This is a genomic window from Streptomyces sp. NPDC015144 (genome assembly GCF_043079735.1).
Classification (GTDB): Bacteria; Actinomycetota; Actinomycetes; order Streptomycetales; family Streptomycetaceae; genus Streptomyces.
In genome coordinates this window covers 178,317-193,638 of sequence record NZ_JBIBUU010000009.1, presented here as the reverse complement: position 1 = coordinate 193,638, position 15,322 = coordinate 178,317, and the positions used below count along the sequence as shown (strand labels likewise).

The following is a 15,322-nucleotide window of genomic DNA, read 5'->3' as shown; positions in this document are numbered from 1 at the left end:
CTCCTTCTTACTTCTTGGACGGGTGCTTGGGCCGCTGCGGGCCCTTGCGCTGTCCGGACTTGGCTTGGCGTGAGGAGCCGGACGAAGCCCTGCTCGGCGTCCTGGGCTTCTCGTCCTGCTGGGGCTTCTCGTCCTGCTTCTGGAGGGAAGTCTTGGACGTGGCGGAACCCGCGTCCTTGGCACCCGGCTGTGCGGAACCGGTCTGGCGCTGGGCCTTGGACTGGCGCTTGGGCTGCTGGCGCCGCTGCGCCCCGCTCTCCGCCTCGGCGGCCGCGGTGTCGCTCTTGGCCACCGTGCCGTCCTCCTGGGCGACGAGGCCCAGCTTGGCCAGCCCGGTGACGAACTTCCGCTCGATGTCGTTGCGGTCCGGTCCCTTGGCCACGATCCGCTTGATGGTGTTGCGCCGGGTCCGGCCGCGGACCTCTCCGTGCGCGGTGACGCTCTTCAGCAGACGGGTCAGGTACTGGTCCTGCGCCTTGCTTCCCGGGGTCGGGTTCTGGTTGATCACGTACATCTGCTGACCCATGGTCCAGACGTTGGTGGTCAGCCAGTAGACGAGGACGCCGACGGGGAAGTTGATGCCCATGACGGCGAAGATCACCGGGAAGATGTACATCAGCATCTTCTGCTGGCTCATGTACGGCGTCTTGACCGTCAGGTCGACGTTCTTCGTCATCAGCTGGCGCTGGGTGAAGAACTGCGAGGCCGACATCATCACGATCATGATCGCGGTGACGACCCGGACGTCGGTCAGGGAGGCACCGAGAGCGGCGACGTCCTCGGTGCTGTTCATGAACTTGGCGGCAAGCGGTGCACCGAAGATGTGGGCCTGCCGGGCGCTGTCGAGCAGCGTCTGGTCGATGACACCGATCTTCTTGTTCGAGGCGATGGCCGACAGCACGTGGTACAGCGCGAAGAAGAAGGGCGACTGCGCCAGGATGGGAAGGCACGAGGAGAGCGGGTTGGTCCCCGTCTCCTTGTACAGCTTCATCATCTCTTCGGACTGACGCTGCTTGTCGCTCTTGTAGCGCTCCTGGATCGCCTTCATCTTCGGCTGGAGCACCTGCATGTTGCGGGTCGACTTGATCTGCTTGACGAACAGCGGGATCAGGCAGATCCGGATCAGCACCACCAGGGACACGATGGACAGGCCCCAGGCCCACCCGGTGTCAGGACCGAAGATCGCCCCGTACAACTTGTGGAACTGGACGATGACCCATGAGACGGGCCAGGTGATAAAGCTGAACAGACTGGCAATCGTGTCCACTAATCAGGCTCCTTGAGCATTGGGCGAAGTCTCTGCGGCCTTGCTCGGGGTTTCGGAGTCCGGTCCCCGGCCAGGCGCATCAGCGGCGGAGTCCCCGCCCTTGCCACCGCGCATGGCATTACGCAGGAGCTCATGCCAACGCGGACGTTTGCGTGGTGGAACATAGTCCACGCCACCGGGTGACCACGGATTGCACCGCAGGATGCGCCAAGCCGTCAGCGCGGTTCCCTTGATCGCTCCGTGCCGGTCGATCGCCGTAAATCCATAGTGGGAACACGACGGGTAGTAACGACACACAGGCCCGAGAAGCGGGCTGATCGTCCACTGGTACAGCTTGATCAGAGCCAGCAACGGGTACTTCATCGCGCGCCCCCTCCCAGCAGCCGCTGAAGAGCGGCGTCCAGGTCTCGGGCCAGCTGTTCATGGTCGGCGTCGCCCGCTCCGGGCAGCGCTCGTACGACAACCAGGCTACCGGGGGGCAGCATGGCGAGCCGTTCGCGGACCAGATGGCGAAGCTTCCGCTTGACCGCTGTGCGTACGACCGCTCCACCCACGGCTTTGCTGACAACGAAACCCGCACGCGGCGGGGGAGCGATCTCCCCAGTCGCGTGCGGGTCCGTTGCACCGCTGCGTAGATGGACGACGAGAAGCGGGCGGCCGGCCCTGCGTCCTCGGCGTACTGCGGTCGCGAAGTCCTCGCGCCGCCTCAGCCGATTCTCGGTAGGCAGCACGTCATGACCTGTTAAAGCGATCAGGCGGACAGGTTGGCGCGACCCTTGCCACGGCGGGACGCGAGGATCGCGCGGCCGGCACGGGTACGCATGCGCAGCCGGAAGCCGTGGGTCTTCGCGCGACGACGGTTGTTCGGCTGGAAGGTGCGCTTGCTCACTAGGGGGCTCCAGAAATGACTCGTGTGTTGGCGGGACATCGCCTGGCTGTCACCGTGCGCCCACGAGAGACTCGCGTAAACGCTCTAGTGCACCGCTTCACAATCACAGATCGTGATCTTTGCCCATCGGAGGCAGGCGGCAGCAGCCATCGACAACTCGACCTGGTCACGGTACGCGCGGCGGCGCCATCCGGTCAAACCGGCCTCCTGGGACCCCCCGCTGTGCACAGGCTGTGGACAACAACTTGAACGACGCGGGTCGCCCTGACTACCGTGGCTGAGTTCCGGTCTTTTCTTCCTGCCTGCCGGTCCCCACCCGTCCCGTCCCGAGAACCACATATTCGTGGGACCAGCGAGAGAGCGTGCCCTGTGGCTGACGTACCTGCCGATCTTGCCGCAGTGTGGCCGCGCGTGCTCGAGCATCTTCTCGGGGAAGGCCAACAGGGGATCGAGCCGAAGGACAAGCAGTGGATCGAGCGCTGCCAGCCGCTCGCGCTGGTCGCCGACACCGCGTTGCTCGCCGTCCCGAACGAGTGGGGCAAGCGTGTCCTGGAGGGCCGGCTCGCCCCGCTCATCAGCGAGACGCTGAGCCGGGAGTGCGGTCGCCCGATCCGCATCGCGATCACCGTCGACGACTCCGCGGGGGAACCGCCGAGCCCGCCCGCGCCTCCGATGCACCAGCCCCAGCAGCACCGCTACCAGGGGCCGCAGCACGATGAGCGCCCGCATGACGAGCGCCAGCGCGGCGACGCGTACGACGGCTACGGGCACCGCCCCTCCGACGACGGCATGCCGACCGGCCGCCCCGCCTACCCGGAGTACCAGCAGCAGCGCCCCGAGCCCGGAGCGTGGCCGCGCACCGGGGAGGACCTCTCCTGGCAGCAGCCCCGGCTCGGCGGTTTCCAGGACCGCGAGGCCCCCTCGGAGCAGTGGCGCGATCCGTACGGCGGGCGGCCCCAGCACGACTACCGCCCGCAGCCGCCCGAGCGCCAGGGGTACGAACAGCAGCAGCCCGAGCGGCAGAGCTACGAGCCGCCGTCGGCCGAGCGGTCCGGTTACGAGCCGCAGCCCGAGCGCCAGGGGTACGAGCCGCAGCGCTCCGACGCCCATGACCTGCCGGACGCCCAGCCGCAGCACCGCCCGGGCGCCGGTACCGGCCGACCCGCCGGCATGCCCGGCCCGATGGGATCGCAGTCCGCGCCCACGCCCGGTGCGGGAGAGCCGGCGGCCAGGCTGAACCCGAAGTACCTCTTCGACACCTTCGTCATCGGCGCGTCCAACCGGTTCGCGCACGCCGCGGCGGTCGCGGTCGCCGAGGCCCCTGCCAAGGCGTACAACCCGCTCTTCATCTACGGGGAGTCCGGGCTCGGCAAGACCCACCTGCTGCACGCGATCGGTCACTACGCCCGCAGCCTCTACCCGGGGACCCGGGTGCGGTACGTGAGCTCCGAGGAGTTCACCAACGAGTTCATCAACTCGATCCGCGACGGCAAGGGCGACACCTTCCGCAAGCGCTACCGCGACGTGGACATCCTGCTCGTCGACGACATCCAGTTCCTGGCGAGCAAGGAGTCGACGCAGGAGGAGTTCTTCCACACCTTCAACACGCTCCACAACGCCAACAAGCAGATCGTGCTCTCCTCCGACCGGCCGCCCAAGCAGCTGGTGACCCTGGAGGACCGGCTGCGCAACCGGTTCGAGTGGGGGCTGACCACCGATGTGCAGCCGCCCGAGCTGGAGACGCGCATCGCGATCCTCCGTAAGAAGGCGGTGCAGGAGCAGCTCAACGCCCCGCCGGAGGTGCTGGAGTTCATCGCCTCCCGTATCTCCCGGAACATCAGGGAGCTGGAGGGGGCGCTGATCCGGGTCACGGCCTTCGCCAGTCTCAACCGGCAGCCGGTGGACCTCGGACTGACCGAGCATGTGCTGAAGGACCTGATCCCGGGCGGTGAGGACGCGGCTCCGGAGATCACGGCGGGGGCCATCATGGCCTCCACCGCCGACTACTTCGGTCTCACGGTGGACGACCTCTGCGGAACCTCGCGCAGCCGCGTGCTGGTGACGGCCCGCCAGATCGCCATGTACCTCTGCCGCGAGCTGACCGACCTCTCGCTGCCCAAGATCGGCGCGCAGTTCGGCGGCCGGGACCATACGACGGTGATGCACGCGGACCGGAAGATCCGCGCGCTGATGGCGGAGCGGCGCTCCATCTACAACCAGGTCACCGAGCTCACCAACCGCATCAAGAACGGCTGACGGGCCACCACCACGACCTGGCCGCAAGGCCGAAGGGCGCCCGGAGAACCCCGCGAGGGGTCTCTTCGGGCGCCCTTTCCGTTGCCCGGCCCGAGGCCACCGCCCCGAGCGGTTCCGAGCCGCCCGGCCCCGCTCGGACGGCGCCCGCCACAGCGTTCAGCGCTGACCGCAGCCCACCCGGAGAGCGTTCGAGAGCCGACCACACGTCGTCCGGAGGGAGTCCGGAAGGAGCCCGGAGTGCGCTCGTGAGCCGTCCGGAGCGCGCTCGCGGGCCGTCCGGAGGACGTTCGCAGGGCGTCCCGGAGGGCATTCGCGGGGCGTCCGGAGCCGTTCGACGACCGTCGTGAACCGCCCGGACCCGGCGGCTCTGTTCGAATACCTGCCGCTGACCAGCGGTTCTCCACAGATCTGGGGAGTTTTCCCCTTCCACAGCCTGGGGATCGGGAAGTTGTCCATATTGCGTCCACAGGGGCGACTGCCGATACTCCATCAGGCCAGGTCAAGCACCTGGGGATTTGTGGCCAACCACAATCCACAGGCTGTGGACAAAATCTTCGTCCACAGGGCGTGGATGATGTTGTCCACCGCCGACCCACAGTCCCGGCCGCCTTGTCCCCAGCTTCGCGCCGCTTCTCCACATCTCTGTCCACTGTTCGGCAACACGAGGGCGCCTTTCACCGTGCCGAGTGAAAGGCGTCACACCAGGGGCGTGGGTTGGGCTGTGGGGAACGGGGGTAAAGCTGGGGACAGCCCTGGGGAGAAACCACCCTGCCCTGTGCATGGGGTGTGCAGAACTTTCCTGTGTCCACAGAAGCGCCGTGTTGTCCACCGGTGCCGCCCACAGGACCAGTGGACAAAAAACCGGGATTGACCTGCGCAAACGACGTTATCCACGGTTTCCACAGGCCCTACTACTACTGCCACATAGAGTTAGCCCGGAATCCGCTTCGAAGTGGGGCCTGTGCACAACTCGGCGCCGGACCGCTCAGCGGCTCTTGTCGCGACTTGACCCCGAGCAGCACCGAGTGTCGGTGGCGTACGTCAGACTGGTCCCGGCGTCCCGACCGCCCCGACGGCGGGGGACCCGATCCGAAGACGAAGGCCAGCAGGGCGAGCGAGCAACAGCAGGAGGCGGTTCCGGTGAAGATCCGGGTGGAGCGCGATGTACTCGCGGAGGCGGTGGCCTGGGTGGCCCGCAGCCTCCCGGCCCGTCCGCCGGCGCCCGTTCTCGCGGGCCTACTGCTGAAGGCCGAGGACGGGGCCCTCAGCTTCTCCAGCTTCGACTACGAGGTGTCGGCCCGGGTCTCGGTGGACGCCGAGGTCGAGGAGGACGGCACGGTGCTGGTTTCCGGCCGGCTGCTCGCCGACATCTGCCGCGCCCTGCCCAACCGCCCGGTGGAGATTTCCACAGACGGTGTACGGGCGACCGTGGTCTGCGGCTCCTCCCGGTTCACCCTCCACACCCTTCCTGTGGAGGAGTACCCGGCGCTTCCCGAGATGCCGACCGCGACGGGCACCGTCCCCGGTGAGGTCTTCGCCTCGGCCGCCGCCCAGGTCGCCATCGCCGCGGGCCGCGACGACACGCTCCCGGTGCTGACCGGCGTCCGGATCGAGATCGAGGGCGACACCGTCACCCTGGCCTCCACCGACCGCTACCGCTTCGCGGTCCGCGAGTTCCTCTGGAAGCCGGAGAACCCGGACGCCTCGGCCGTCGCGCTGGTCCCCGCCAAGACGCTCCTGGACACGGCCAAGGCCCTGACCAGCGGTGACACGGTGACGCTTGCGCTCTCCGGCTCCGGTGCGGGCGAGGGCCTGATCGGTTTCGAGGGCGCGGGCCGCCGTACGACGACCCGGCTGCTCGAAGGCGACCTGCCGAAGTACCGCACGCTCTTCCCCACCGAGTTCAACTCGGTCGCGGTGATCGAGACCGCCCCGTTCGTCGAGGCCGTCAAGCGCGTGGCCCTGGTCGCCGAGCGGAACACCCCGGTGCGGCTGAGCTTCGAGCAGGGCGTGCTGATCCTGGAGGCGGGTTCCAGCGACGACGCACAGGCTGTGGAGCGGGTCGACGCGGTGCTGGAGGGCGACGACATCTCGATCGCCTTCAACCCGACGTTCCTGCTGGACGGGCTGAGCGCGATCGACTCCCCGGTCGCCCAGCTCTCGTTCACGACGTCCACCAAGCCCGCGCTGCTCAGTGGCCGCCCGGCCGTGGACGCCGAGGCGGACGACGCGTACAAGTACCTGATCATGCCGGTGCGGCTCTCCGGCTGACCCGGCCGTCCGCCCCGCCCCAGGTGCCAGCGGCGCCACGGGGCGGGGCGGACGACGGGAACCGGTGCCGCGACGGTCCGTACCGGCGTGCTCGCCCCGTGAGCACGCCCGGCGCGGCCTCCCCCGCCGGGCGTAGGCTCGTCCGTGGGTACGCATCGGCACAACGCTTAAGGAAATTTCTGATGGAGCTCGGTCTCGTCGGTCTCGGCAAGATGGGCGGCAACATGCGCGAGCGCATCCGCCGCGCAGGCCACACCGTCATCGGTTACGACCGCAACCCGGACGTCTCCGATGTCCACAGCCTGGAAGAGCTTGTGGGCAAGCTGAAGGGCCCCCGGGTCGTCTGGGTGATGGTCCCGGCCGGCGCCCCGACCCAGGCCACGATCGACGAGCTCGCCGGTCTGCTCTCGCCCGGCGACATCGTCGTGGACGGCGGGAACTCCCGCTGGACCGACGACGAGAAGCACGCCGTCGAGCTGGGCATCAAGGGCATCGGCTTCGTCGACTGCGGAGTCTCCGGCGGCGTCTGGGGCCTGGAGAACGGCTACGCCCTGATGTACGGCGGCGACGCCGAGAACGTGGCGAAGGTCCAGCCGATCTTCGACGCCCTGAAGCCCGAGGGCGAGTTCGGTTCCGTGCACGCCGGCAAGGTCGGCGCGGGCCACTTCGCGAAGATGGTCCACAACGGCATCGAGTACGCCATGATGCAGGCCTACGCCGAGGGCTGGGAGCTGCTGGAGAAGGTCGACTCCGTCACCGACGTGCGCGAGGTCTTCCGCTCCTGGCAGGAGGGCACGGTCATCCGTTCCTGGCTGCTCGACCTGGCGGTCAACGCGCTGGACGAGGACGAGCACCTCGACCAGCTCCGGGGCTACGCAGCCGACTCCGGCGAGGGCCGGTGGACGGTGGAGGCCGCGATCGACAACGCCGTGCCGCTGCCCGCGATCACGGCGTCGCTCTTCGCGCGCTTCGCCTCGCGCCAGGACGACTCCCCGCAGATGAAGATGATCGCCGCGCTGCGGAACCAGTTCGGCGGCCACGCGGTCGAGAACAAGAAGTAGCGACAACAGCAGGAGGAAGCGGGTCGGCCCAGCCGGCCGGTCCGCTCCACGAGGCACGGAGCAGGAAGCCGGGAAGGTCGGCGTCACCATGCATGTCACGCATCTCTCGCTGGCCGACTTCCGCTCGTACGCCCGGGTCGAGGTGGGTCTCGATCCGGGCGTCACCGTTTTCGTGGGCGCCAACGGCCAGGGCAAGACGAACCTGGTGGAGGCGATCGGCTACCTGGCCACGCTCGGCAGCCACCGGGTCTCCTCCGACGCCCCGCTGGTGCGGATGGGGGCGGAGCGGGCCGTGGTCCGTGCCGCGGTGACGCAGGGCGAGCGGTCGCAGCTGGTCGAGCTGGAGCTCAATCCTGGCCGGGCGAACCGGGCCCGGATCAACAGGTCGTCGCAGGTCAGACCGCGTGACGTTCTGGGAATCGTCCGTACGGTGCTGTTCGCGCCGGAGGATCTGGCCCTGGTCAAGGGCGATCCCGGGGAGCGTAGGCGCTTCCTCGACGAGCTGGTCACGGCGCGTGCGCCGCGGATGGCGGGGGTGCGCTCGGACTACGAGCGGGTGCTCAAGCAGCGCAACACGCTGCTGAAGTCGGCGGCGATGGCGCGGCGGCACGGCGGCCGCTCGATGGATCTGTCGACCCTCGATGTGTGGGACCAGCATCTGGCCCGTGCGGGCGCGGAGCTGCTGGCCCAGCGGCTGGATCTGATCGCCACCCTGCAACCGCTGGCGGACAAGGCGTACGCGGACGTCGCGCCGGGAGGCGGTCCGCTCTCCCTGGAGTACCGGAGTTCGGCCGGGGACCTGGGGGGCGTGCACACCCGCGAGGAGCTGTACGAGCTGCTGATCGCGGCCCTGGTGGAGGTCCGCAAGCAGGAGATCGAGCGGGGCGTCACGCTGGTCGGCCCGCACCGTGACGAGCTGCTGCTGGGGCTGCGCGGGATGCCGGCCAAGGGGTACGCGAGCCATGGCGAGTCCTGGTCGTACGCGCTGGCGCTGCGGCTGGCCTCGTACGAACTGCTGCGCGGCGAGGGCAACGAGCCGGTGCTGGTGCTCGACGACGTCTTCGCGGAGCTGGACGCCCGCCGCCGTGAGCGGCTGGCGGAGCTGGTCGCCCCGGGTGAGCAGGTACTGGTGACGGCCGCGGTCGACGACGACGTCCCTGGGGTGCTCGCCGGGGCGCGGTACGGGGTCACCGCCGGCGCGGTGGAGCGGCTGTGACCGGCCGCGAGGGCGACGGCGCCGGTGCGGGCAAGGCCCCGGAGCCCTCGGGCGTCGATCTGGCCCGGGTGGCCCTGCGCGCGGCCAAGGAGCAGGCGAAGGCGCGGGGCGCCGCCGCACAGCAGCGGAAGCAGGCCCGGCGGGGCGGCGGGCTGCGCTCGGGCGCGCGGGCAGACGGGCGCGATCCGCAGCCGCTCGGTTCCGCGATCGACCGGCTGATCACCGAACGGGGCTGGGAGACCCCGGCCGCTGTCGGCGGGGTGATGGGGCGCTGGCCGCAGATCGTCGGCGAGGATCTGGCGAACCACTGTGTGCCGCTGCGGTACGACGAGGACCCGGATCAGCGGGTGCTGACGGTGCAGTGCGACTCGACGGCCTGGGCGACCCAGCTGCGGCTGCTCGCCCCGCAACTGGTGGCCCGGCTCAACGCGGACCTGGGGCACGGCACGGTCCGGCTGATCAAGGTGCTGGGGCCCGGCGGTCCGCGGCGCAGGTTCGGTCCGCTGCGGGCGCCGGGGAGCTCCGGCCCGGGCGACACCTACGGCTGACGCCTCTGACCTGGCCTTTTACTCTCTCCTCGCGGCTGATGGGCCGCTCCTCCGGCGTGCCCGCACGGCTGTGACGTACGTGTGTTCAGCGAGCGAAACCGTGCACGGTGAGTGGGACGTCCCTCACGGTAGCGGGAGGTTGACAGGCCGAAGCGCTCAAGGCCGGTGTGAGCCCCCTGGGGGCCCTTCCTGAATATGGGGAGTCGTCAGCCGCTCATTCAGGGCGGCACATGCGTACTCAGGTACCGGCAAACCCCCATTGATGTCAGCGCTACCGGTAGACTGGTGCACAATCCCGTGTCCTGCGGGAGTCGTCGATACAAGCCGAACGACGCAGCCGCTCCCGTTTGCCCGGAGAACGGCCTGTGCTGTGCCAGAGAGGGCGCTTCGTGGCCGATTCCGGCAACCCCAACGAGAACATTCCGTCTACACCCGGTGGGAGCGAGGGCGCCTCGTCGTACGACGCCAGCGCGATCACCGTCCTCGAAGGTCTGGACGCGGTCCGCAAGCGACCCGGCATGTACATCGGCTCGACCGGTGAGCGCGGTCTGCACCACCTGGTGCAGGAGGTCGTCGACAACTCCGTCGACGAGGCCCTCGCCGGCCACGCGGACACGATCGACGTCACGATCCTGGCCGACGGCGGCGTGCGCGTGGTCGACAACGGCCGAGGCATCCCCGTCGACATCCACCCGGTGGAGAAGAAGCCGGCCGTCGAGGTCGTGCTGACCGTGCTGCACGCGGGCGGCAAGTTCGGCGGCGGCGGCTACGCCGTCTCCGGCGGTCTGCACGGTGTCGGTGTCTCCGTGGTGAACGCCCTGTCGACCAAGGTCTCGGTCGAGATCAAGCGCGACGGCTACCGCTGGACGCAGGACTACAAGTACGGCGTCCCCACCGCCCCGCTCGCCAAGCACGAGCAGGTCGAGGAGAGCGGTACGACGGTCACCTTCTGGGCCGACCCGGACGTCTTCGAGACCACCGAGTACTCCTTCGAGACGCTCGCGCGCCGCTTCCAGGAGATGGCGTTCCTCAACAAGGGCCTGACGATCCGGCTCACCGACGAGCGCGAGTCGGCGAAGGCGACCAGCGGCGCGGACGAGGCGGGTGCGGACGAGAAGGCCGAGGTCAAGACCGTCACGTACCACTACGAGGGCGGCATCGTCGACTTCGTGAAGTACCTCAACTCCCGCAAGGGCGACGTCATCCACCAGTCGGTGATCGACATCGAGGCCGAGGACAAGGAGCGCCTCCTCTCGGCCGAGATCGCCATGCAGTGGAACACGCAGTACACCGAGGGCGTCTACTCCTTCGCGAACACGATCCACACGCACGAGGGCGGTACCCACGAGGAGGGCTTCCGCGCCGCGCTGACCACGCTGGTCAACAAGTACGCGCGCGACAAGAAGCTGCTGCGCGAGAAGGACGACAACCTCACGGGTGACGACATCCGCGAGGGTCTGACGGCGATCATCTCGGTGAAGCTCGGCGAGCCGCAGTTCGAGGGCCAGACCAAGACCAAGCTGGGCAACACGGAGGCCAAGACCTTCGTGCAGAAGGTCGTCCACGAGCACCTGACGGACTGGTTCGACCGCAATCCGAACGAGGCCGCCGACATCGTCCGCAAGGGCATCGCCGCCGCCACCGCCCGCGTGGCCGCCCGCAAGGCGCGCGACCTGACCCGCCGCAAGGGGCTCCTGGAGAGCGCCTCGCTGCCGGGCAAGCTGAGCGACTGCCAGTCCAACGACCCGACGAAGTGCGAGATCTTCATCGTCGAGGGTGACTCCGCCGGTGGTTCGGCGAAGTCCGGCCGCAACCCGATGTACCAGGCGATCCTGCCGATCCGGGGCAAGATCCTGAACGTCGAGAAGGCCCGGGTCGACAAGATCCTCCAGAACACCGAGGTCCAGGCGCTGATCTCGGCCTTCGGCACCGGGGTCCACGAGGACTTCGACATCGAGAAGCTCCGCTATCACAAGATCATCCTGATGGCGGACGCCGACGTCGACGGTCAGCACATCAACACCCTGCTGCTCACCTTCCTCTTCCGCTTCATGCGTCCGCTGGTCGAGGCCGGGCACGTCTACCTCTCCCGTCCCCCGCTCTACAAGATCAAGTGGGGCCGCGACGACTTCGAGTACGCCTACTCCGACCGGGAGCGCGACGCCCTGGTCGAGCTGGGCAAGCAGAGCGGCAAGCGGATCAAGGAGGACTCGATCCAGCGCTTCAAGGGTCTCGGCGAGATGAACGCCGAGGAGCTGCGCGTCACCACGATGGACGTCGACCACCGGGTCCTCGGCCAGGTCACGCTGGACGACGCGGCGCAGGCCGACGACCTCTTCTCGGTGCTGATGGGCGAGGACGTCGAGGCGCGGCGCTCGTTCATCCAGCGCAACGCCAAGGACGTCCGCTTCCTCGACATCTGAGTCGGCCGTACCAGCCAAGCCGCCGCTCGAAAGGACTTTGACCAGCAATGGCCGACGAGAACACCCCTGTGACACCCGAAGAGGAGCCCGCCGTCACCGGTGTGGGCATGCGCGTCGAGCCCGTCGGGCTCGAAACGGAGATGCAGCGCTCCTACCTCGACTACGCGATGTCCGTCATCGTCTCGCGTGCGCTGCCGGACGTGCGGGACGGCCTCAAGCCCGTCCACCGCCGCGTGCTGTACGCGATGTACGACGGCGGCTACCGGCCCGAGAAGGGCTTCTACAAGTGCGCCCGCGTCGTCGGTGACGTCATGGGTACGTACCACCCGCACGGCGACTCCTCGATCTACGACGCGCTGGTCCGCCTCGCGCAGCCGTGGTCGATGCGGATGCCGCTGGTGGACTCCAACGGCAACTTCGGTTCCCCGGGCAACGACCCGGCCGCCGCCATGCGGTACACCGAGTGCAAGATGATGCCGCTGTCCATGGAGATGGTCCGGGACATCGACGAGGAGACCGTCGACTTCCAGGACAACTACGACGGCCGCAACCAGGAGCCGACGGTCCTGCCGGCCCGCTTCCCGAACCTGCTGGTGAACGGCTCCGCGGGCATCGCGGTCGGGATGGCGACCAACATCCCGCCGCACAACCTGCGCGAGGTCGCCGACGGCGCCCAGTGGTACCTGGAGCACCCCGAGGCGTCCCAGGAGGAGCTCCAGGACGCCCTGATCGAGCGGATCAAGGGCCCGGACTTCCCGACCGGCGCGCTGGTCGTGGGCCGCAAGGGCATCGAGGAGGCGTACCGCACCGGGCGCGGCTCCATCACGATGCGCGCGGTGGTCGCGGTCGAGGAGATCCAGAACCGGCAGTGCCTGGTCGTCACGGAGCTTCCGTACCAGACCAACCCGGACAACCTGGCGCAGAAGATCGCCGACCTGGTGAAGGACGGCAAGGTCGGCGGCATCGCCGACGTGCGCGACGAGACCTCCTCGCGGACCGGCCAGCGCCTGGTCGTGGTGCTGAAGCGGGACGCGGTCGCCAAGGTCGTCCTGAACAACCTGTACAAGCACACCGACCTCCAGTCGAACTTCGGCGCCAACATGCTGGCGCTGGTCGACGGGGTGCCGCGGACCCTCTCCATCGACGCGTTCATCCGCCACTGGGTGACGCACCAGATCGAGGTCATCGTCCGCCGTACGCGCTTCCGGCTGCGCAAGGCCGAGGAGCGGGCGCACATCCTGCGCGGCCTGCTGAAGGCCCTGGACGCGATCGACGAGGTCATCGCCCTCATCCGGCGCAGCCAGACCGTGGAGGTGGCGCGTGAGGGCCTGATGGGCCTGCTGGAGATCGACGAGCTCCAGGCGAACGCGATCCTGGAGATGCAGCTGCGCCGGCTGGCCGCGCTGGAGCACCAGAAGATCACCGCCGAGCACGACGAGCTCCAGGCGAAGATCAACGAGTACAACGCCATCCTGGTGTCGCCGGAGCGGCAGCGGAAGATCGTCAGCGAGGAGCTGGCGGCCATCGTCGAGAAGTTCGGCGACGACCGGCGCTCCAAGCTGGTGCCCTTCGAGGGCGACATGTCCATCGAGGACCTGATCGCCGAGGAGGACATCGTCGTCACGATCACACGTGGCGGCTACGTGAAGCGCACGAAGACGGACGACTACCGCTCGCAGAAGCGCGGCGGCAAGGGCGTGCGCGGAACGAAGCTCAAGGAAGACGACATCGTCGACCACTTCTTCGTCTCGACGACCCACCACTGGCTGCTGTTCTTCACCAACAAGGGCCGGGTGTACCGGGCCAAGGCGTACGAGCTGCCCGACGCGGGCCGGGACGCCCGCGGGCAGCACGTCGCCAACCTGCTGGCCTTCCAGCCGGACGAGCGGATCGCGCAGATCCTGGCGGTCCGCGACTACGAGGCCGCGCCGTACCTGATCCTGGCCACCAAGGGCGGCCTGGTGAAGAAGACCGCGCTGAAGGACTACGACTCGCCCCGTTCCGGCGGTGTCATCGCGATCAACCTCCGGGAGATGGAGGACGGTTCCGACGACGAGCTGATCGGCGCGGAGCTGGTGTCGGCCGAGGACGATCTGCTGCTCATCAGTAAGAAGGCCCAGTCGATCCGGTTCACCGCGACCGACGACGCGCTGCGTCCGATGGGCCGTGCGACCTCGGGCGTGAAGGGCATGAGCTTCCGCGAGGGCGACGAGCTGCTCTCGATGAACGTGGTCCGCCCGGGTACGTTCGTGTTCACCGCGACCGACGGCGGCTACGCGAAGCGGACCCCCGTCGACGAGTACCGGGTCCAGGGCCGTGGCGGTCTCGGCATCAAGGCTGCCAAGATCGTCGAGGACCGGGGTTCGCTGGTCGGCGCGCTGGTGGTGGAGGAGACGGACGAGATCCTCGCCATCACGCTCGGCGGCGGTGTGATTCGTACGCGAGTCAATGAAGTCAGGGAGACGGGCCGTGACACCATGGGCGTCCAACTGATCAATCTGGGCAAGCGCGATGCCGTTGTCGGTATTGCCCGTAACGCCGAGGCCGGCCACGAGGCCGAAGAGGTCGAGGGGTCCGAGGACCCCGGGGCCGCCGAGGCGGAGGGTGCCGAGAGCACGGTCGAAGGCAATGTCGAAGGCACGTCGCCTTCGGCCGGGGAGCACGAGGAGTAGAGCGTGAGTGGAGCCACGGGCGCCGGTTCGGCCGCTTCCGGAGCAGGAGCGAACGGTGCCCGTGGCCCCGCCACGGACTCCCAAGGGGGCACTGTGACGGACACCCGGGGGCCTCAGCCCCAGTACGAGGGCTACGCGACCGGGCCGCTGCCCGGTGAGCGCGAGCCCGCACCGGGGCAGAGCGGGCCGTATCACCCGCCGCAGGCGTATCCCTCGCCTGCCGGCGGTACTCAGGGCGGCGGCCGCCAGCACGGTACGCACGGCGGCGCACAGGGCGCGGGCGCCGCTCAGGCGGCGCGCAAGCCGCGTACGGGGGCGCGGACGACCCCGCGTACCCGCAAGGCACGGCTGCGGGTGGCCAAGGCCGACCCGTGGTCGGTGATGAAGGTGAGCTTCCTGCTCTCCATCGCGCTCGGCATCTGCACGGTGGTGGCGTCCGCCGTGCTCTGGATGGTCATGGACGCGATGGGCGTCTTCGAGGCCGTCGGCGGGACGATAAGCGAGGCGACCGGCTCCAGCGACGGCGCCGGCTTCGACCTGCAGGCGTTCCTGTCGCTGCCGAAGGTCCTCATCTTCACCTCGGTCATCGCCGTGATCGATGTGGTGCTGGCGACCGCGCTGGCGACGCTGGGCGCGTTCATCTACAACCTGTCGGCCGGTTTCGTGGGCGGTGTCGAGCTCACGCTGGCCGAGGACGAGTAGACCGCCGGATACCGATT

At 68.7% G+C, this 15,322-nt stretch carries 12 protein-coding genes; 8 read left to right on the top strand and 4 right to left on the bottom strand.

All coding sequences use genetic code 11. The features are described 5' to 3' along the window. Nucleotides 1-7: 7 nt before the first annotated feature. Genes yidC through rpmH form a run of 4 tightly spaced genes read right to left on the bottom strand, consistent with a single transcriptional unit; the run spans nucleotide 8 to nucleotide 2,156 of the window. The gene (yidC, locus tag ACF08W_RS17985; protein WP_352274051.1) at nucleotides 8-1,267 is read right to left on the bottom strand and encodes a membrane protein insertase YidC; all 1,260 of its coding nucleotides are present in this window, start codon (nucleotides 1,265-1,267) and stop codon (nucleotides 8-10) included. A 3-nt stretch (nucleotides 1,268-1,270) separates the two neighbouring features. Beyond that, nucleotides 1,271-1,630: a membrane protein insertion efficiency factor YidD gene (gene yidD / locus ACF08W_RS17980; RefSeq protein ID WP_385202740.1), complete on the bottom strand. Its 360-nt coding sequence runs from the start codon at nucleotides 1,628-1,630 to the stop codon at nucleotides 1,271-1,273. Beyond that, nucleotides 1,627-1,998, bottom strand: a complete 372-nt coding sequence (gene rnpA, locus ACF08W_RS17975; protein ID WP_352274053.1) for a ribonuclease P protein component — start codon at nucleotides 1,996-1,998, stop codon at nucleotides 1,627-1,629. The genes yidD and rnpA overlap by 4 nt, the downstream gene beginning before the upstream one ends. Nucleotides 1,999-2,018: 20 nt before the next feature. Further along, entirely contained in the window at nucleotides 2,019-2,156 is a 138-nt protein-coding gene (rpmH, locus tag ACF08W_RS17970) for a 50S ribosomal protein L34 (protein WP_030930485.1), read from the bottom strand. Between the two features lie 369 nt (nucleotides 2,157-2,525). Between rpmH and dnaA the strand changes: the two genes are divergently transcribed. The 8 genes from dnaA (at nucleotide 2,526) to ACF08W_RS17930 (ending at nucleotide 15,305) form a co-directional block, all read left to right on the top strand. Beyond that, entirely contained in the window at nucleotides 2,526-4,412 is a 1,887-nt protein-coding gene (gene dnaA, locus ACF08W_RS17965) for a chromosomal replication initiator protein DnaA (RefSeq protein ID WP_392279793.1), read from the top strand. Nucleotides 4,413-5,552: 1,140 nt separating this feature from the next. Then, a complete protein-coding gene (dnaN, locus tag ACF08W_RS17960) occupies nucleotides 5,553-6,683 on the top strand; it encodes a DNA polymerase III subunit beta (RefSeq protein ID WP_072487582.1) in 1,131 nt (376 codons plus the stop codon). A gap of 182 nt (nucleotides 6,684-6,865) precedes the next feature. Next, on the top strand, nucleotides 6,866-7,744 hold the full coding sequence (gnd, locus tag ACF08W_RS17955; RefSeq protein WP_352274055.1) for a phosphogluconate dehydrogenase (NAD(+)-dependent, decarboxylating): 879 nt from the start codon (nucleotides 6,866-6,868) through the stop codon (nucleotides 7,742-7,744). A gap of 88 nt (nucleotides 7,745-7,832) precedes the next feature. Next, nucleotides 7,833-8,960 (top strand): DNA replication/repair protein RecF, encoded by a 1,128-nt coding sequence (gene recF / locus ACF08W_RS17950; RefSeq protein WP_385202750.1) that lies wholly within the window; start codon nucleotides 7,833-7,835, stop codon nucleotides 8,958-8,960. Then, entirely contained in the window at nucleotides 8,957-9,508 is a 552-nt protein-coding gene (locus ACF08W_RS17945; protein WP_352274057.1) for a DciA family protein, read from the top strand. Before recF ends, ACF08W_RS17945 begins: the two co-directional genes overlap by 4 nt. Nucleotides 9,509-9,873: 365 nt before the next feature. Continuing rightward, complete coding sequence (gyrB, locus tag ACF08W_RS17940; protein ID WP_352274058.1) at nucleotides 9,874-11,931, top strand: DNA topoisomerase (ATP-hydrolyzing) subunit B; 2,058 nt, start codon at nucleotides 9,874-9,876, stop codon at nucleotides 11,929-11,931. A gap of 47 nt (nucleotides 11,932-11,978) precedes the next feature. Continuing rightward, on the top strand, nucleotides 11,979-14,603 hold the full coding sequence (gene gyrA / locus ACF08W_RS17935; protein ID WP_385202756.1) for a DNA gyrase subunit A: 2,625 nt from the start codon (nucleotides 11,979-11,981) through the stop codon (nucleotides 14,601-14,603). A gap of 93 nt (nucleotides 14,604-14,696) precedes the next feature. Continuing rightward, complete coding sequence (locus tag ACF08W_RS17930) at nucleotides 14,697-15,305, top strand: DUF3566 domain-containing protein (RefSeq protein WP_352274060.1); 609 nt, start codon at nucleotides 14,697-14,699, stop codon at nucleotides 15,303-15,305. The last annotated feature ends 17 nt before the right edge of the window (nucleotides 15,306-15,322 follow it).

Bases quoted from the DNA above. Each gene is read 5' to 3' on its own strand.
- recF (WP_385202750.1), top strand. From the start codon at position 7,833: ATGCATGTCACGCATCTCTCGCTGGCCGACTTCCGCTCGTACGCCCGG.
- gyrA (WP_385202756.1), top strand. From the start codon at position 11,979: ATGGCCGACGAGAACACCCCTGTGACACCCGAAGAGGAGCCCGCCGTC.
- gnd (WP_352274055.1), top strand. From the start codon at position 6,866: ATGGAGCTCGGTCTCGTCGGTCTCGGCAAGATGGGCGGCAACATGCGC.
- yidD (WP_385202740.1), bottom strand. From the start codon at position 1,630: ATGAAGTACCCGTTGCTGGCTCTGATCAAGCTGTACCAGTGGACGATC.